This is a genomic window from Qipengyuania nanhaisediminis, assembly GCF_045862805.1.
Taxonomy (GTDB): domain Bacteria; phylum Pseudomonadota; class Alphaproteobacteria; order Sphingomonadales; family Sphingomonadaceae; genus Erythrobacter; species Erythrobacter nanhaisediminis_A.
The window spans coordinates 144447-161487 of sequence record NZ_AP025760.1 but is presented as its reverse complement, the minus strand read 5'-3'; the positions used below and the strand labels follow the sequence as shown (position 1 = coordinate 161487).

Annotated in this window: 15 protein-coding genes; 8 read left to right on the top strand and 7 right to left on the bottom strand. The window is 64.5% G+C overall.

Annotation, left to right across the window (positions count from 1 at the left end; genetic code table 11):
* Positions 1-9: 9 nt before the first annotated feature.
* Positions 10-813, bottom strand: coding sequence for an LPS export ABC transporter ATP-binding protein (gene lptB, locus ACKTSM_RS00775; RefSeq protein ID WP_407875247.1), 804 nt, complete (start codon positions 811-813; stop codon positions 10-12).
* A 190-nt stretch (positions 814-1003) separates the two neighbouring features.
* Here lptB and ACKTSM_RS00770 point away from each other — a divergent pair, with 190 nt between their 5' ends.
* Positions 1004-1357 (top strand): hypothetical protein, encoded by a 354-nt coding sequence (locus ACKTSM_RS00770; protein WP_407875246.1) that lies wholly within the window; start codon positions 1004-1006, stop codon positions 1355-1357.
* Between the two features lie 40 nt (positions 1358-1397).
* On the opposite strand, the gene ppa is transcribed toward ACKTSM_RS00770, so the two are convergent.
* Positions 1398-1931, bottom strand: coding sequence for an inorganic diphosphatase (gene ppa / locus ACKTSM_RS00765; protein WP_407875245.1), 534 nt, complete (start codon positions 1929-1931; stop codon positions 1398-1400).
* Positions 1932-2042: 111 nt separating this feature from the next.
* On the opposite strand from ppa, the gene hisS reads away from it, so the two are divergent.
* The 6 genes from hisS to metK all read left to right on the top strand — a co-directional run bounded on the left by hisS (position 2043) and on the right by metK (position 9093).
* Positions 2043-3290 carry a histidine--tRNA ligase gene (gene hisS, locus ACKTSM_RS00760; RefSeq protein ID WP_407875244.1) on the top strand — a complete coding sequence of 416 codons (1248 nt, stop codon included), beginning with the start codon at positions 2043-2045 and terminating at the stop codon, positions 3288-3290.
* The gene (prfA, locus tag ACKTSM_RS00755) at positions 3290-4357 is read left to right on the top strand and encodes a peptide chain release factor 1 (RefSeq protein ID WP_407875243.1); all 1068 of its coding nucleotides are present in this window, start codon (positions 3290-3292) and stop codon (positions 4355-4357) included. The genes hisS and prfA overlap by 1 nt, the downstream gene beginning before the upstream one ends.
* On the top strand, positions 4350-5192 hold the full coding sequence (gene prmC, locus ACKTSM_RS00750; RefSeq protein WP_407875242.1) for a peptide chain release factor N(5)-glutamine methyltransferase: 843 nt from the start codon (positions 4350-4352) through the stop codon (positions 5190-5192). The genes prfA and prmC overlap by 8 nt, the downstream gene beginning before the upstream one ends.
* Before the next feature lie 261 nt (positions 5193-5453).
* On the top strand, positions 5454-6083 hold the full coding sequence (locus ACKTSM_RS00745) for a DUF4167 domain-containing protein (RefSeq protein WP_407875241.1): 630 nt from the start codon (positions 5454-5456) through the stop codon (positions 6081-6083).
* Between the two features lie 30 nt (positions 6084-6113).
* A complete protein-coding gene (lnt, locus tag ACKTSM_RS00740; RefSeq protein ID WP_407875240.1) occupies positions 6114-7760 on the top strand; it encodes an apolipoprotein N-acyltransferase in 1647 nt (548 codons plus the stop codon).
* Between the two features lie 85 nt (positions 7761-7845).
* Positions 7846-9093 carry a methionine adenosyltransferase gene (metK, locus tag ACKTSM_RS00735; RefSeq protein ID WP_407875239.1) on the top strand — a complete coding sequence of 416 codons (1248 nt, stop codon included), beginning with the start codon at positions 7846-7848 and terminating at the stop codon, positions 9091-9093.
* Here the strand turns inward: metK and ACKTSM_RS00730 are convergent, their stop codons facing one another.
* The 4 genes from ACKTSM_RS00730 to ACKTSM_RS00715 are packed head-to-tail and all read right to left on the bottom strand — an operon-like array spanning position 9094 to position 12995.
* A complete protein-coding gene (locus ACKTSM_RS00730) occupies positions 9094-10245 on the bottom strand; it encodes a CaiB/BaiF CoA transferase family protein (RefSeq protein ID WP_407875238.1) in 1152 nt (383 codons plus the stop codon).
* A 4-nt stretch (positions 10246-10249) separates the two neighbouring features.
* A complete protein-coding gene (locus tag ACKTSM_RS00725) occupies positions 10250-10927 on the bottom strand; it encodes a CoA transferase subunit B (RefSeq protein WP_407875237.1) in 678 nt (225 codons plus the stop codon).
* A gap of 3 nt (positions 10928-10930) precedes the next feature.
* Positions 10931-12247: a hypothetical protein gene (locus tag ACKTSM_RS00720; protein WP_407875236.1), complete on the bottom strand. Its 1317-nt coding sequence runs from the start codon at positions 12245-12247 to the stop codon at positions 10931-10933.
* Positions 12248-12272: 25 nt separating this feature from the next.
* Entirely contained in the window at positions 12273-12995 is a 723-nt protein-coding gene (locus ACKTSM_RS00715; RefSeq protein WP_407875235.1) for a CoA transferase subunit A, read from the bottom strand.
* Positions 12996-13574: 579 nt separating this feature from the next.
* Between ACKTSM_RS00715 and ACKTSM_RS00710 the strand changes: the two genes are divergently transcribed.
* Positions 13575-15893, top strand: coding sequence for a CDC48 family AAA ATPase (locus ACKTSM_RS00710; RefSeq protein WP_407875234.1), 2319 nt, complete (start codon positions 13575-13577; stop codon positions 15891-15893).
* Between the two features lie 43 nt (positions 15894-15936).
* Here ACKTSM_RS00710 and ACKTSM_RS00705 read toward each other — a convergent pair whose 3' ends face one another.
* Positions 15937-17028 (bottom strand): mechanosensitive ion channel family protein, encoded by a 1092-nt coding sequence (locus ACKTSM_RS00705; RefSeq protein ID WP_407875233.1) that lies wholly within the window; start codon positions 17026-17028, stop codon positions 15937-15939.
* Positions 17029-17041 lie beyond the last annotated feature (13 nt).

The window sequence follows — 17041 nt, the reverse complement described above, 5'->3', positions numbered from 1 at the left end:
CTGCAAACCTTAGAGCGTGAAGCCTTCGCCCAGGTAGAGACGCTTCACGTTTTCATCGGCGACCAGTGCCTGGGGGGTGCCGGCAAACAGGACCTGCCCGCCATAGATGATGCATGCGCGGTCGACGATATCGAGCGTTTCGCGGACATTGTGATCGGTGATGAGAACGCCGATCCCACGCTGCTTGAGGTCTTTGACGAGGTCACGGATGTCGCTGATCGAAAGCGGATCAATCCCGGCAAACGGCTCGTCGAGCAGCATGATCGAGGGCTTGGCCGCGAGCGCCCGGGCGATCTCGCAGCGGCGCCGCTCACCGCCTGACAGGGCCATGGCCGGGCTTTCGCGCAAACGGGTCAGACCGAACTCGCTCAGCAGACGTTCGAGTTCCGCGGCGCGCGTATCGGCGTCGGGTTCGACCATCTCGAGCACGCAATTGATGTTCTGCTCGACCGTCATCCCGCGAAAGATGCTGGTTTCCTGCGGCAGATAGCCGAGACCGAGGATCGCGCGGCGATACATCGGCAGGCTGGTCACGTCCTCGCCATCCATCAGGATGCGCCCCGAATCGGGTTTGACGAGGCCCATGATCGAATAGAAGCAGGTGGTCTTGCCCGCGCCATTGGGGCCGAGCAGGCCGAGAACCTCGCCCTTGCCGACCGTGAGCGAGATATCGGTGAGAACGGCCCGCTTGTCGTAGCTCTTGGCGATCGAGATGACCTCGAGCCCGCCATCGGGCAGCGGTGCGGTCGCGTCGGCAGGGGCGGTTTCCTGCGCGTGCTGCGCCAGCTCGTCGAATGTGGAAGTCTCGCTCATGGCGCCAGTCTTAGCAGCGTCGGACCGGCAGAAAAGAGCGCGATCACGTAATTTGGCAAGATTTTTGCTTTGCGGCGCTCCCATGCGCCTTTGCCGCAACTTGCGCGCGCCCATGGTTACCGATGCTTGCAACCCGGCCAGGTCTCTGGGATACACGGCAGCGAGAGAGAAACCGTTGGGGAGCGGATGAATGAACGAGCTATCGCATCAGAGCGAACGGGCAGCCACGCGCGACTGGCGCAAGGCGATGAGCGACCATGTCGCCTACGCCCTGCTCGTCTATACCGCCTTACAGATCTTCCTGACGGTCAAGGCGCTGAGCGAAGGCTTTTCCTCGATCCTGCCCTATGTCGCGCTCGTGGTGCTGGTGGCCGCGATCATCCCGGCATGCCGCTGGTTCGAGCGGCGCTGGACCCACCTGTCCGATGACGAGGCGGCAGACCCGGCCCTCTTAGGCAGTTTCCGCCGCGATATCGCCATGCTCTGGGGGCTCGCGATCCTGCTGCCGCTCGCTCTGACAGCGCTTTTCAAGGCGATCTTCTAAAGCGATCGTCCGGCGCGCGGCACTGGCCGCGGCCCGCCCGTCAGCCCTGCTTCTGCGCGCGTTCGATCGCCTCGATGACGATCTGGCGTGCCTCTGCCCGGTCGCCCCAGCTGCCCACGCGCACCCACTTTTCCTTTTCCAGGTCCTTGTAGTGGGTGAAGAAGTGCTCGATCTGCTGGAAGATGATGCTCGGCAGGTCCTTGGTCTCGCCAACATCCGAATAATACGGGAAGGTCGTGTCGACCGGCACGCAGATCAGCTTTTCATCGCCGCCATGTTCGTCTTCGAGGTTGAGCACGCCGATCGGCCTCGCACGCACCACGCAGCCCGCGATAAAGGGCGAGCGCGCGATCACCAGCGCATCGAGCGGGTCGCCATCGGGCGAAAGCGTGTGCGGAACGAAGCCGTAATTGGCCGGATACCGCATGGGAGTGTGGAGGATGCGGTCGACGAACAGCGCTCCGCTTTCCTTGTCGAACTCGTATTTCACCGGTTCGCCGCCGGTCGGGACTTCGATGATCACGTTGAGATCGTCGGGGGGATTGGTGCCGGTGGCAATCTTGTCGATGCGCATTGAGGGTTCCTGCTTTGTCGGTTGGCCCCTCTCCCAAAAGGCTTCGGCGCGCCCGATAGCCCCCTATCGATATTGCGGCAAGACAGCGCGTGCCCTAATCGCCCCTCCACGATGAGCAAGAACACACCCAAGGCCATTCGCGGCACGCAGGACATCTTCGGACCCGAAGCGGAAAGTTTCGCCCACGTTGTCGAGACATTCGAGCGCGTGCGCAAGCTCTACAATTTCCGCCGCGCCGAGATGCCGGTCTTCGAGAAGACCGAGGTCTTTGCGCGCTCGATTGGCGAGACCACCGATATCGTCTCGAAGGAGATGTATTCCTTCGAGGATCGCGGCGGCGATTCGCTCACGCTGCGGCCCGAATTCACCGCGGGGATCGCGCGTGCCTTCCTGACAAATGGCTGGCAGCAGCACGCCCCGCTCAAGCTCGCGACCCATGGCCCGCTGTTCCGCTACGAACGCCCGCAGAAAGGACGTTATCGCCAGTTCCACCAGATCGATGCCGAGATCATCGGCGCGGCCGAACCGCAGGCCGATGTCGAATTGCTCGCAATGGCTGACCAGCTCTTGAAGGAGCTGGGGATCGAGGGCGTGACGCTTCATCTCAACACGCTCGGCGATTCGGCCAGCCGCGATGCCTGGCGCGCCGGGCTGATCGAATATTTCGGCAAGGTGCGCGGCGAATTGTCGGAGGATTCGCAGGAGCGGCTCGACAAGAATCCGCTGCGCATCCTCGATTCCAAGGACCCGCGCGACCGCACCTTCGTTGCCGATGCGCCGCGGATCGACGCGTTCCTTTCCGACGAAGCGCTCGCCTTTTTCGAGAAGGTGACGAGCGGGCTCGATGCCGCGGGTGTCAGGTGGACCCGCGCCGAGGCGCTGGTGCGCGGGCTAGACTACTATCGCCACACCGCCTTCGAATTCATTCCCGACGAAGGCACGGCGGCGGCTGACGCGCTCGGCGCGCAAAGCACCGTGCTCGGCGGCGGCCGCTATGACGGGCTGATGGAAAGCCTCGGCGGTCCGACCACTCCGGCGGTCGGCTGGGCGGCGGGGATCGAGCGGTTGGCAATGCTGGTCGGGACCGCCGAAGTGCCGCGCCTCGACGTGGTCGTGGTGGTCGAGGATGACCAGATGGTCGCCGAGGGACAGCAGGCCGTGAGCGCGATCCGCCGCGCGGGGCTGTCGGCAGACCTGGTTGCAAACGGCGGCAAGAAGAAGCGTTTCGACAAGGCAGTGAAGCTGGGCAGCCATGTCATAATCGCGATGAGCGACGGCGAAAAACGCCTTCGCATGCAGAGCGACGGCGCTGATCAGGACCGGATTAGCAGCGCGCTTGGTGGGCTGGGCCTCGCCTGATGCAGGTTCCCGCCGAACGCCTCGACCAGATCGCGCACCGCTTTGCCGAGCTCGAAGCGCGCATGGCGAGCGGCACGCTCGAGGGCGACGCTTTCGTCAAGGCAAGCCGCGACTATGCCGAGCTTGAGCCGGTGGCAAAAATCGCTGCCGAGGTGAAGGCGATGCGCGAGGAGATCGGCGGGCTCGAAGACATGCTTGCCGATCCCGAAATGAAGGCGATGGCCGAGGAGGAACTGGCTCAGCTGCGCGAAACCCTGCCCGAAAGGGAGCGCGCGCTCGCCATCGCATTGCTCCCGCGCGATGCGGCAGACAACAAGCCGGCCATGCTCGAGATTCGCGCCGGGACGGGCGGCGATGAGGCAGCCTTGTTCGCAGGCGACCTTTACCGGATGTACGAGAAATTCGCAGCCGAACAGGGCTGGCGGGTCGAGCCGGTGAGCATGAATGCCAGCGAGGTCGGCGGCTTCAAGGAAATCGTCGCCAATATCGCGGGCACGGGCGTCTTCGCCAAGCTCAAGTTCGAAAGCGGCGTCCACCGCGTCCAGCGCGTGCCCGAGACCGAAAGCGGCGGACGCATCCATACCTCGGCGGCAACCGTCGCGGTCTTGCCCGAACCCGATGAAGTCGATGTCCAGATCGAGCAGTCCGACCTCAAGATCGACACCTACCGCGCGAGCGGTGCGGGCGGGCAGCACGTCAACACCACTGACAGCGCGGTGCGCATCACGCACTTGCCGAGCGGGCTCGTTGTCACCTGCCAGGACGAACGCAGCCAGCAGAAAAATCGCGCCAAGGCGATGCAGGTCCTGCGCGCGAGACTATACGAAACGATCCGTGACGAGGCCCAGGGTGCCGAGGCCGAGGCGCGCAAGGCCATGGTCGGAAGCGGCGACCGCTCCGAACGCATTCGCACCTACAATTTCCCGCAAGGCCGCGTGACCGACCACCGCATCGGCCTGACCCTGCACAAGCTCGAAGAGGTTCTCGCAGGGCCGGGTCTCGGAGAACTTGTCAACGCGCTGATCGCCGAAGACGAAGCCAAGCGGCTTGCTGCCTTGAATGAGTGACCATGCCCGAATGACGGTGGCCGAGGCCGTGCGCGCGGCGAGCGAGCGCCTGGCCGCGACCAGCGACACCGCGCGGCTCGATGCCGAGCTGTTGATGGCACATGCTCTTGGAATGGCTCGCTCGGACATGCTGGTGCGCGCCATGCGCGAGGCGGTGCCTTCCACCTTCGAAGCGCTGATCGAGCGCCGGATCGCGCGCGAGCCGGTCGCCTATATCCTCGGCAAACAGGAATTTTACGGCCGTGACTTTCTCGTGACCCGCGACACGCTGATCCCGCGCGGAGACAGCGAGACCTTGATCGAGGCTGCGCTCGGATGCGCCTGTCCCGCGCCGCGGGTGCTCGATCTGGGCACCGGGACCGGAGCCTTGCTGATCACCGCCCTGCTCGAGATCGAGGGTGCGAACGGTATCGGGATCGACGCATCCCCGGCCGCGCTGGAAGTGGCGCGCGCCAATGCGCAGGCCCACGGCCTGATTGGTGCGCGCGCGCGCATGCTGTTGCGCGACTGGCATAAGCAGGATTGGCGCGATGACCTCGGCACCTTCGACCTGATCCTGTGCAACCCTCCCTATGTCGAGACCTCCGCCCAGCTTGACCCCGATGTGCGCGATCACGAGCCAGCATCGGCCCTCTTTGCCGGGCCGGAAGGGCTCGATGATTACCGCGTCCTCGTCCCGCAATTGCGCGACCTTCTCAATGATGGAGGCGTCGCAATTCTGGAAATCGGGGCCGCGCAAGGCGATGCCGTCAGCGAAGTTGCGAAAAACTGCGGATTTTCGGCCGAAATCCGTCCTGATCTTGCAAAAAGGCCACGTGCCGTCATTGTTCGGTGACGAAAAGCGCAGCGAGGGGTTGGCAAATTCGCTCTGCCTCGCTACCTCCGAATCAGACCTGTCGAACAGCCCCAAGTGCGGATCGGCGAGGTCAAGCTCCGAATATCCGCTTGTTTTGACCGTGTGGGTCACACCCTCGGTCGGTGCTGAGCGGGCGCGCTGCACGATAGGCGGCGTGGCTGGCACAGCTGGTTCGGGGTCCATGGGCCTTTGATGCGCACCTTTGAAAACGCGCTGGCCACGGATGGGGATAGACTTCCTTTGAATAACAATCGCAATAATCGTCGCCGCGGTCGCGGCAATCGCAACCAAGGCGGCGGCAACAATCAGAACCGGATCGACAGCCGTGCGCGGGGCAATGCGCCCCAGCTGCTCGACAAGTACAAGAAGCTCGCGCAGGACGCCCAGCACAATGGCGACCGCGTGCAGGCCGAATACTATCTCCAGTTCGCCGACCACTATTTCCGCGTGATCGCCGACAACAAGGCGCGCCAGGAAGAAGCGCGCGCCAAGCGCGGCGAGGGTCGTAACGATGATCGCGGGCAGACCAATGACGATGCCGACGGCGAGGATGGCGACAACCGCCGCAAGAACAATCGCCGTTCGCGCTCGCGCCGCGATGATCAGGACAATGCGTCTTCCGAAGAAGGTGCCGCCGGGGTCGAGGGCGAGGTTGCTGACGGCAATGACGAGGGCGCCTCGCGCCCCAAGCGCCGCACCCGCAAGCCGCGCGAGGACGGGGACGAGCCGCGCAAGCCGCGTCGCAGCAGCCGATCGCGTGGCGATTCCGATGACGAGAAGAACGAGATCGATTCCTCGGTCCTCCCGCCTGCCATTGGCGGCGAAGACAAGAAGCCCGATTCCGACGACAGCCTCGAAGCTGTCGGCTGATCGCAACCGACAGAGCTAGGACGCGGATCGATGAACGGTTCAGCGCGCGCTGAAGGGCAGACGAGAATTGCCGCTCTGGCGGCGCGGCTGGCAGGTTTCGCGCAGAGCTGGCCTGCCACCGCCTCGGGCCTGCTCGGGCTTGTCGCGGCGTTCGGTTACCCGCCTTTCCATGCGTGGTGGCTCGCGCTTCCGGCACTTGCTCTTTGGATCATCCTTGTTCGGGCCGCGCCTGACTGGCGTTCCGCCGCGTGGCTTGGCTGGGTGTTTGGCTGGGCGCATCTGACGCTCGCCAACAACTGGATCGCGACTGCCTTCACCTATCAGTCCGAAATGCCATCCTGGCTGGGCTGGTTCGCGGTCCCTCTATTGTGCCTCTATCTCGCAATCTATCCGGCGATGGCTGCGGCGATCGCCCGGGCGATTTCCGGTCGGGGGCCATTGCTTTCCTTCGGAGCGCTACTCGCAGGCGGATGGATCGTCACCGAGTGGCTGCGCAGCTGGGTCTTCACTGGCTATCCCTGGCCGCCGCTCGGCCTGCTCCTGCTGGGCCGGTGGGATGCGCCGGGTCTCGCTGGTGTCCTGCCCTGGATGGGGACCTATGGCCTGTCCGGCCTTGTCCTCCTGCTGGCGAGCGCGCTTGCGTGGCTCGCTGTCGGGCAACGCTGGTGGCGCATGCTCATCGTCTCTAGCTTGGTCACGCTGGGAATGCTCTTGCCCGGTTTCGTGACGACCCAAACTGATGCTGGCATTCCTTATCGCCTCGTCCAGCCTCTGATTCTGCAGGAGGAGCTCAATGACGGCTCAAAGTTCGAGGAACAGTTCCAGCGAATTGCCGGACTGACCGTTCCGGGCAACCGGCAGTCGCGATTGGTGCTCTGGCCCGAAAGCGCGCTGCCCGATTATCTCGAGCCCGGCTATCCGATGCGTTACTACCAGCGGACCACCCTTGCCGCTGATCCCGCTATTGCGCGCGCGCGCATCGCACAGGTCATCGGCCCGCGATCCACGCTCCTCACTGGCGTCGTCAATCTGAATATGGGCGAGCGCGAGGATGGGAGCATCGGCGCTGTCGGGGCACGCAATTCGGTCGTCGCGATCGGCGGCGATGGCGCGATCACCCACGAATATGCCAAGGCTCACCTCGTGCCCTATGGCGAATATCTGCCGATGGAAGACTGGCTGGGCGCGATCGGGCTTTCGCGGCTGACCGCGGGTTCGATCCCCTACATTCCCGGCCCGGGGCCGCGCACCATCGACCTCGGCGAACATGGTCGCGCGGGCGTGCAGATCTGCTACGAAATCGTTTTCTCCGGCCAGGTCGTCGATCGCGACGATCGTCCCGATTTCATTTTCAACCCGTCCAATGACGGCTGGTTCGGTTACTGGGGCCCGCCGCAACATCTCGCTCAGGCGCGGATGCGCGCGATCGAGGAAGGGTTGCCGGTCCTGCGATCGACGACCACCGGGATCAGCGCGGTAATCGATGCGCGAGGCAATGTGCTCCGGTCGATTGCGCGCGGACAGGCTGCCGCTGTCGAAGGCATCGTGCCCGCTGCGCGCGAACCCACTCTCTTCGCCCGGCTCGGCAACGCCCTGCCGCTCGGCTGGGCCGGTATCCTGTTCGTTCTTGGCCTGGGGCTGCCGAGATTGCTTGCACTGCGCCCGGCGCGCGGCTAGGCCAATGCCGAACGGACATAAAGGTTTCCTTATATCTGCATAAGGCACCTTGGAAATCGACGGGCAAAGGCCCGCAGGAGCTCTCATGCGCACCGATTACCTCTTCACCTCCGAAAGCGTTTCCGAAGGCCATCCCGACAAGGTTTCCGACCAGATTTCGGATGCCATCGTCGATCTGATGCTGTCCAAGGACCCCGAGGCGCGCGTGGCATGCGAAACCATGACCACCACGCAGCGCGTGATCCTTTCGGGCGAGATCCGCTGCAAGCCCATGTTCGACGACAAGAACGAGGACTGGGCCTTCAATGGCGGCTGGGCACCGGGTGCAAAGGACGAAATCGAACGGGCCGTGCGTTCGACCGTGCGCGACATCGGCTACGAACAGGGCGGATTTCACTGGAAGACCCTGACTTTCGAAAACCACCTGCACGGGCAATCCGACCACATCGCGCAAGGGGTCGATGCAGGCGCCGAAGGCTCGAACAAGGACGAGGGCGCTGGCGACCAGGGCATCATGTTCGGCTTCGCCTGCGACGAGACCCCTGATCTGATGCCGGCAACGCTCGATTACAGCCACAAGATCCTCGAGCAGCTCGCGCGCGATCGCCATTCGGGCAAGGCGCCGTTCCTCGAACCCGATGCCAAGAGCCAGGTGACCTTGCGCTATCGCGATGGCAAGCCTGTGGCCTGCACCGCGGTGGTCGTCAGCACGCAGCACGCCGAAGGCTACGACCAGGGCGACAAGGAAGCCGAATTGCACGATTACGTCCGCGGCGTGGTCGCTGGCGTCCTGCCCGACGGATTCCTGTCGGACGAGACCAAGTGGCACATCAATCCGACCGGCAGTTTCGTGATCGGCGGACCCGATGGCGATGCCGGCCTGACCGGACGCAAAATCATCGTCGACACCTATGGCGGCGCGAGCCCGCATGGCGGCGGTGCGTTCAGCGGCAAGGACCCGACCAAGGTCGATCGCAGCGCGGCCTATATCACCCGCTACCTCGCCAAGAACGTGGTCGCTGCGGGTCTTGCCACGCGCTGCACCATCCAGATCGCCTATGCGATCGGCGTCAGCGAACCGCTTTCGCTCTATGTCGACACCCACGGCACCTGCGCCGAAGGAACCAGCGACGCCGCGCTCGAGAAGGCCATCGCCTCGATCGACAAGCTTGGCGGCCTCACCCCTCGCGGCATTCGCACCCATCTCGGCCTGAACAAGCCGATCTACCGCAAGAGCGCCGCTTACGGCCATTTCGGGCGCACCGCCGAAGGTGACCACTTCCCTTGGGAACGCACCGATCTGGTTGACGACCTTAGGGCCGCGTTGGGCTGATCAGCCGTCTTCGCCGAGCATGGGCGAAGGCCGGTCGAGCGCCAGTTCGGCATCGGAGAAGACGAAGGGCGAGCGCACGCCGGGCAGCCCGCCGAGCTCGACCCGCATCCCGCGCGCGATCACCTGAGGCTCGGCAAACACTTCGTCCAGCCCGTTGATCGGCCCGGCGGGCACCTTGGCGCTGGCGCAAGCTTCGAGCAGCTCCTGCTTGGACCATGATGCTGTCGCCTTCGCGATCTCGGCATCGAGGGTGTCGGCATGCTCGACCCGGCCGGCATTTGTCGCGAACCGCGGATCTTCCGCCAGGTCGCCGCGATCGATCAGCCTTGCCAGGCGCACGAACAGGCGATCGTTTGCCGGTGCCAGGATGACGTGCCCGTCCCGGACCGGAAAGACGCCATAGGGCGCGACCTGCGCATGGGCATTGCCCATGCGCGGCGGGTTGTCGCCGGTGGTGAAACGATAGCTTGCCTGGTTGGCAAGAAGCGCGACCGAGCAATCGAGAAGCGCCATGTCGACATGCTGGCCGCGCCCGGTTCGACCGCGCTGGATCAGGGCGGCCTGAATGGCGTTGGCGGCGTAAACCCCGGTGGTAAGATCGGAAATCGACACGCCCATCTTCATGGGCGCGCCGCCGGGTTCCCCGGTGATCGACATGAAGCCGCTCATGCCCTGGATGACGAAGTCGTACCCCGGCTCGTGCGCGCGCGGTCCGGTCTGCCCGAAGCCGGTGATCGAGCAATAGACGAGCCGTTCATTGGCTCGGGCAAGCGTTGCATGGTCGAGACCGAACTTGGCGAGGCCGCCGGTCTTGAAATTCTCGATCAGCACGTCGGCACCGGCGGCCAGTTCGGTGATCCGCGCGAGGTCGTCCGCATCAGCGAAATCGGCGACGATACTGCGCTTTCCGCGATTGGCGGCGTGGTAATAGGCCGCCTCGCGCCGCGTCTCTCCGTCGGGACCGGTGCGTTCGACCCAGGGCGGTCCCCATTGCCGCGTTCCGTCGCCCTCGGGGCTTTCGACCTTGATCACGTCGGCGCCGAGATCGGCGAGGATCTGCCCTGCCCATGGCCCGGCGAGCACGCGGGCCAGTTCCAGCACGCGGATGCCCGCCAGCGGGGCGTTCGGATTGCGGGGCTCGTCCAGCCACATGGCGTCAGGCCCGCTCGAGCGCCACCTCGTAACTGGCGGTCGTGCTCGCTGCGATGTCTTCCTCGCTCACTCCGGGCGCCAGTTCGATCAGTCGGAACGGACTGTCGTGGTCGGCGCGGTGGAACACACCCAGATTGGTGATGACCATGTCGACCACGCCTGCGCCCGTAAGCGGCAAGGTGCATTCGGGAATGAACTTGGGATCGCCAGTCTTGCTGGTGTGGTCCATCACCACGATGATCTTCTTTACCCCGGCGACGAGATCCATCGCGCCGCCCATGCCCTTGATCATCTTTCCCGGGATCATCCAGTTGGCGATGTCGCCGTTCTCGGCCACTTCCATCGCACCAAGCACGGTGAGGTCGATATGCCCGCCGCGGATCATCGAAAAGCTGGTCGCGCTGTCGAAATAGGCGCTGTGCGGCAGTTCGGAGATCGTCTGCTTGCCGGCATTGATCAGGTCGGGGTCCTCATCGCCTTCGAGGGGGAAGGGGCCTATGCCGAGCATGCCGTTCTCGCTCTGCAGGGTGACGAGCATCCCTTCGGGGATGTGGTTGGCCACCAATGTCGGAATCCCGATGCCGAGATTGACGTAATAGCCGTCTTCGAGCTCCTGCGCTGCGCGCGCAGCCATCTGGTCGCGGGTCCAGCCCTTGGGGGCCCCGTTGTCGGAAGTGCTCATCGATCAGTTTCCTTCGGGAAGAAGCGGGGTGGGAATGATAAACCAGCCATCGCCGAACATCGGCTGAAGCGATGCCGCGTCGTCGGGATTGCGCAGGTAGTCGAACAATTCGTGGAAGTCCGAACGCGAATCGCCGGCAATGGCAACGAGACACGACATCTCGGCCAGTGCATCGCGCAGGGTCTGCTTGCGGTCATCGACATCCCTGACAAGGAGGATGCGATCATTGCCCGCAAGGTCCAGCCCCGAACGCGTCAACGCCATGCGGATCGCGTCTTCGCTGGCGACCGATTCGCGTGAGATCCAGGCGATCGCGATGCCGCTGGTCCTGAGCTGGGCAAGCTTGAGACCCAGAGCCGCCGGCGCGGTCAGGGTTTCGTCGAGAGCCAGCCTTCCACCGGCCGGGTCGAGATCCACCAGCACGGTCGGCGGCCCCGAACCGCAGGGCGCGCGGTCGGTTTCGAGCGCGGTGGCATCGGCGAGCACAGCGGAAACGCGGCTGTCATCACCGGAAATTTCGCGAGCCGTGGCATAGCTGACAAGCGGGTCGAACAGCGTCACCGCACCGCCGGAAACAGCCGGACGGGCTTGGCTGCGAGGCACTGATGGCGTGCGAGTGGTCACCGGAAGCGGGGAAGGCGCTGGTGCTGGCCCTGGCTCCGCGTCGACGCGGCTTTCGGGAGCGGCGACCAGCTCGGCCCCTGCTGCTTCGGGCGTGTCGCCCTCGGCCTGCGCGTCATCGACCAGGACGACTGCATCACCGGCTTCACCCGGCGCTTCGCTGCTGCCCGGTGCCAACATTTCGGGCTGCGATCTTGCCAGCACGGGAACGGTCTCTTGCGAAAGCGAGGGCGATGTCTGCGTATCGAGCGGCTCGGCGACGATCCTTGCATCGGGGTCATCCCCGCCATCGCGATCAGCCGAGGTGGTCGGATCGTCGGGACCCTCTACCGGCCCGTAGACAGCAGGCTCATCCGCCTCTGCCGAGGGTTGGGAAGGCGTGGCATCGTGGTTTTCTGCAAGACTTCTATCCGGTTCCTCCATGCGCGCATCAGCAGAAGCCTGCGAGGCCGAAGCGACCGGCGTCGGGGCTGGCGTCGGGGCTGGCGTCGGAGCGGGCGTCGGAGCGGGGACGGGCGAAGGCGTCGGGGTGGGAGCGGGCTGCACCTGTGCCGGTGCCGGTGCCGGTGCCGGTGCCTGCGCCCCGTCGTCTCCGGTCGCTGCGGAACGGGTCAGCAAACCGCCCGCTGCGATCGGCACGACGGCAGCCACGCAGCCCTGCAGCGCCACAGCCGCAACCGACAGGGCGAGCAGGCGCATCGTTCTCTTGCTCTCGAAAGCCAAATCAAGCCTCCTCGCGGGTCCGCACGGTGCGGAACTCGATCTTCTTGTCGTAGGGCGCGCCGAGCACCAACCGATTGACGAAAACACCGGGTAGGTGGATTTCGTCCGCTTCGAGCGCGCCTGCGGGAACGATTTCCTCGACCTCGGCGATGCAGACCTTGCCGCAGGTTGCAGCCGGCTGGTTGAAATTTCTGGCGGTCTTGCGGAAGATCAGGTTGCCCGTCTCGTCCGCTTTCCACGCCTTGACGATCGACAGGTCAGCGAAGATCCCGCGTTCGAGGATATAGGTCGACATCACCCCGTCCTGATCGGGGAATTCCTTGTGCTCCTTGCCCTCGGCGACCTGGGTGCCGACGCCGGTCTTGGTGTAGAAGCCGGGAATCCCCGCGCCGCCTGCCCGCATGCGCTCGGCCAGGGTTCCCTGCGGACAGAACTCGACTTCGAGCTCGCCTGCGAGAAACTGGCGTTCAAACTCCTTGTTCTCGCCGACATAGGAGCTGATCATCTTCTTGACCTGGCGCGTGCGCAGCAGCTTTCCGATGCCTTCATTGTCGATCCCGGCATTGTTGCTGGCAAAGGTCAGGCCCTTCACCCCGCTGTCGCGGATCGCGTCGAGCAATCTTTCGGGAATGCCGCAGAGGCCGAACCCGCCCGCGGCAATCAGGAGGTTATCGGCGATCACGCCTTCGAGCGCTGCGGCTGCGTTGGGATAAATCTTGGACATCGAAGCGAGCCTGTTCCTTCAAACTTCGGGGGCATGGTCTGATGGTGCTGCGCGATCGGTCACGAGACCCGTGCAGCAGCGCGGTAACTAGTCGCTCGCAGCCGCGCTGTCACCTGTCGGCTCGCCGATCGTCCAGAGCTCTTGCAATCACGGGAATGAGGGGAGCCGCCGACCGTCAATTGCGCAGCGTGCAGCACGCGAGCCGGACGCTCACACTGTGTTGCGCTTCATGCAATCGAACCTGCGCTCTTCGCACTTGCACAAAATTCGGCGTGCCGCATATTTGCCCGTGCCTAACAGGCATCCTCTCCCAAACTTTTCAGAGCCCGGCCACTGTGCCGGGCTTTTTTCTGCCAGAACTCTTCGTGCCGGTCCCGCCTCGCAGCGATTGGCAGCATCCCTTCGCTCGTGAGCGTTGCGGAACGCGGCTTGCTTCTCTGCGTAGTTTGGCGTGGAACCCGCAAACCGAGGCGGCTTGTTTCGCGATTGGCCCTTCGCAGGTTTGCAATCGCGCCGCCCGCTGCCTAGCTAATTGCTCTCAAGACCTTCGAGTGCAATTCATTTCCCGAGGACCTGCGAATGGCCGACGCCCCGAGTGACAACGACGCAAAAACTGCCGCGCGCACGGCGAGATTGCAGGTGGCGCCAGCCCGGCAGGAGGAATCGGGGCAGGGCATCGCCCGCATGCCGCGTTCGGCCTTTCAGAAACTGGGCATTACCGAAGGCGATGTCGTAGAGATCAACGGCAAGCGCACGACCGCGGCGATCGCGATGGCGGCTTATCAGGAAGACGACACGCTCGATGTGGTCCGCCTCGATGGTTTGCAGCGCGGCAATGCCGAGGCGGGATCGGGCGAACATGTCGAGATAGCCAAGGCAAAGTCGCGCCCCGCAACGCGCGTGGTCTTCGCTCCCGCACAGCGCGAGATGCGTCTCCAGGGACCGACCCAGGCGCTGAAGCGCAATTTCTTCAAGAAGCCGCTGGTCACCGGCGATCTGGTGGCGACCACCGGCCAGCAGCCGGTCCAGAACATGCCAAGCGACGTGCGCCAGCTGCTGCGCGCGCCGGCCTATGCGCTCACCCAGATCCGCCTCTCGGTCCATTCGACCAGCCCCAAGGGCATCGTCCATATCGACGAGAACACCGAAGTCGAATTGAAGACCGAATTCGAGGAACCGCGCGACGCGCGCGCCGTCGTCAATTACGATGATGTCGGCGGGATGGAGGACACCATCCAGCAATTGCGCGAAATGGTCGAACTGCCGCTGCGCTACCCCGAATTGTTCACCCGGCTCGGGGTCGACCCGCCCAAGGGCGTGCTGCTCCACGGCCCGCCCGGCACCGGCAAGACCCGCCTGGCCCAGGCGGTCGCCAATGAAAGCGATGCCGAGTTCTTCACCATCAACGGCCCGGAGATCATGGGCTCGGGCTATGGCGAGAGCGAGAAGCGCCTTCGCGAGGTGTTCGAGGAGGCGACCCGATCGGCACCGGCAATCATCTTCATCGACGAAATCGATTCTATCGCGCCCAAGCGCACACAGGTGCCGGGCGAGGCGGAAAAACGCCTGGTTGCGCAGATGCTCACCCTGATGGACGGACTTGAGGCGCGCGCGAACCTGGTGGTGATCGCGGCCACCAATCGCCCCGACGCGATCGACGAGGCGCTCAGGCGGCCGGGCCGCTTCGATCGCGAGATCGTGATCGGCGTGCCCGACCAGGGCGGACGGCGCGAGATTCTCGCGATCCACACACGCGGGATGCCGATGGAGGAAGCCGTTGACCTCGACGAACTGGCGCGGGTCACCCATGGTTTTGTCGGCGCCGATATCGCCGCGCTTGCCCGCGAGGCCGCGATCGATTCGGTCCGCAGGATCATGCCCCGGCTCGACCTCGACGCCCGCGAGATCCCGCAGGACGTGCTCGAGGACCTGTGCGTCACCCGCGAGGATTTCTTCAGTGCCCTGAAGCGCATCCAGCCCTCTGCCATGCGCGAGGTGATGGTGCAGGTGCCCAATGTCGGCTGGGACGATATTGGCGGGGTTGGCGATGCGGTCGACAAGCTCAAGGAAGGCATCGAACTTCCGCTCAAGAATGCCGAGGCTTTCCGTCGCCTCGGGATCAGGCCCGCCAAGGGCTTCCTGCTTTACGGCCCGCCGGGGACCGGCAAGACCTTGCTCGCCAAGGCGGTCGCAAAGGAGGCCGAGGCCAATTTCATTTCGATGAAAAGCTCGGACCTGTTGTCGAAATGGTATGGCGAAAGCGAACAGCAGATCGCCAAGATGTTCGCGCGCGCCCGCGCCGTGGCGCCATGCGTTGTCTTCATCGACGAGATCGACAGCCTCGTTCCCGCCCGCGGAAGCGGGCAGGGAGAGCCGCAGGTGACCGGCCGCGTCGTGAACACGATCCTGGCCGAAATGGACGGGCTCGAGGAACTGCAATCGGTGGTGGTGATCGGTGCGACCAATCGGCCCACGCTGGTCGATCCCGCTTTGCTGCGGCCCGGACGGTTCGACGAGCTGGTCTATGTCGGAACGCCTGACAAGGCTGGCCGCGAGCACATCCTCGGCATCCACACCAAGGGTATGCCGATGGCATCTGATGTCGACCTTGCCGCCGTGGCGGAAAAGACCGATCGTTTCACCGGCGCGGACCTCGAAGACGTGGTGCGCCGCGCGGGGCTTGGCGCGTTGCGGCGCATGGGAGGCGAGGTCACCGAAGTGGCGATGAAGGATTTCGAGGATGCGCTCGGAGACAGCCGTGCCACGGTGACCGCGAAGATGGAAGCCGAATATCGCAAGATGCGTGGCGAATTGAAGAAGCGGGCGGCCGAAGTCCAGCCGATCGGCTTCTTCGCTCCCGACACGCTCGAGCCGACCCGGCCCAAGAAGCACGACTGATCCCCAAACGGCGCGGTGATGAGCACCGCGCCCCGGGCACCGGTCAGGGTGCTTCGGGCTCGCCGGCCTTTTCGTGCCCGCCGGGCACTTCGAGCCGGTGCCGGATCAGCGCATCAGGCTGGTTCTCGCGCAGCCATGCGACCATGTGCTCGCGCGTATCGCAGCGCAGCGTCCACAATTCGCCGATTGTCTTTGCGCTCACCGTCAGTCGCAGGGCGATGCTTTCGGGATAGGCCTCGGTCAGCAGTGCCGAGACATTGCGGCCGTCGAACAATTCGTGAGCGGTGACGAAGCGGATGAATTCCTGGCGGATCGGCTCGACATCGGCCGCTGGATCGAGGTGGAGGAAGACCGGGCCGGTCAGCTGTTCATCCGAACGCGACCAGTTTTCGAAACTGTCTTCGAGGAAGCGCGCGGTCGGCACGATGATCACGCGCTCATCCCAGGTGCGCAGCGTGACATAGCTCATGTGGATTTCCTCGACCCGTCCGACATCGCCATCGACCTTGACCTGGTCGCCGATCCGCATCGGTTCGGTCAGGGCGACCTGGAGGCCCGCGATCAACGACTTCAGCGCGGGCTGCGCAGCGGCACCGATGGCGAGCGCTGCGAGACCTGCCGATGCCAGCATCGTGGTGCCGATCGCCTGGACGGAAGGAATGGCAAACAGCATCAGCCCGACGGTCAGGACCACGATTGTCACCGTCGCGACCCGCGAAAGGACCGCGATCCGCGTCTTGCGGCTGCGCATCGAGACCGGGTCACCCTGCAACTGCATCTGCGCTTCGAGCGCGGCGGTCACCCCGCGAATGATGTTGTAGGCAATCCAGCCGAGCAGGGCCGGGCGCAGGAACTGGCCGAGCGGCTCCCATACCGAGCGCAGCACCGGGTCATACTGGGCGGCGACCGTTATCCCGATCGCGATGAAGGACCACTTGATCGGGCTTCGCACGCGCCGGATGACGTGATCGTCGAGCCCGTATTCGGACAGGTGGGTGAAGCGGTTCACCATCGCGAAGACGAGCCGGTAGGCGATGTAGGACACCGCCACCGCGACAAAGACGATCAGGGCAGTATTGGCGGCGTCGAACACGAAGGTGTTCCAGTCGATGCCCCAGCGGGCAGGGTTGATCATGTCCAGCATTGCC

Excerpts from the sequence above, each read along its gene's own strand:
- lptB (WP_407875247.1), bottom strand. The coding sequence starts at position 813 with ATGAGCGAGACTTCCACATTCGACGAGCTGGCGCAGCACGCGCAGGAA.
- ACKTSM_RS00770 (WP_407875246.1), top strand. The coding sequence starts at position 1,004 with ATGAACGAGCTATCGCATCAGAGCGAACGGGCAGCCACGCGCGACTGG.
- ppa (WP_407875245.1), bottom strand. The coding sequence starts at position 1,931 with ATGCGCATCGACAAGATTGCCACCGGCACCAATCCCCCCGACGATCTC.
- hisS (WP_407875244.1), top strand. The coding sequence starts at position 2,043 with ATGAGCAAGAACACACCCAAGGCCATTCGCGGCACGCAGGACATCTTC.
- prfA (WP_407875243.1), top strand. The coding sequence starts at position 3,290 with ATGCAGGTTCCCGCCGAACGCCTCGACCAGATCGCGCACCGCTTTGCC.
- prmC (WP_407875242.1), top strand. The coding sequence starts at position 4,350 with ATGAGTGACCATGCCCGAATGACGGTGGCCGAGGCCGTGCGCGCGGCG.
- lnt (WP_407875240.1), top strand. The coding sequence starts at position 6,114 with ATGAACGGTTCAGCGCGCGCTGAAGGGCAGACGAGAATTGCCGCTCTG.
- metK (WP_407875239.1), top strand. The coding sequence starts at position 7,846 with ATGCGCACCGATTACCTCTTCACCTCCGAAAGCGTTTCCGAAGGCCAT.
- ACKTSM_RS00730 (WP_407875238.1), bottom strand. The coding sequence starts at position 10,245 with ATGTGGCTGGACGAGCCCCGCAATCCGAACGCCCCGCTGGCGGGCATC.
- ACKTSM_RS00725 (WP_407875237.1), bottom strand. The coding sequence starts at position 10,927 with ATGAGCACTTCCGACAACGGGGCCCCCAAGGGCTGGACCCGCGACCAG.
- ACKTSM_RS00720 (WP_407875236.1), bottom strand. The coding sequence starts at position 12,247 with ATGCGCCTGCTCGCCCTGTCGGTTGCGGCTGTGGCGCTGCAGGGCTGC.
- ACKTSM_RS00715 (WP_407875235.1), bottom strand. The coding sequence starts at position 12,995 with ATGTCCAAGATTTATCCCAACGCAGCCGCAGCGCTCGAAGGCGTGATC.
- ACKTSM_RS00710 (WP_407875234.1), top strand. The coding sequence starts at position 13,575 with ATGGCCGACGCCCCGAGTGACAACGACGCAAAAACTGCCGCGCGCACG.
- ACKTSM_RS00705 (WP_407875233.1), bottom strand. The coding sequence starts at position 17,028 with ATGATCAACCCTGCCCGCTGGGGCATCGACTGGAACACCTTCGTGTTC.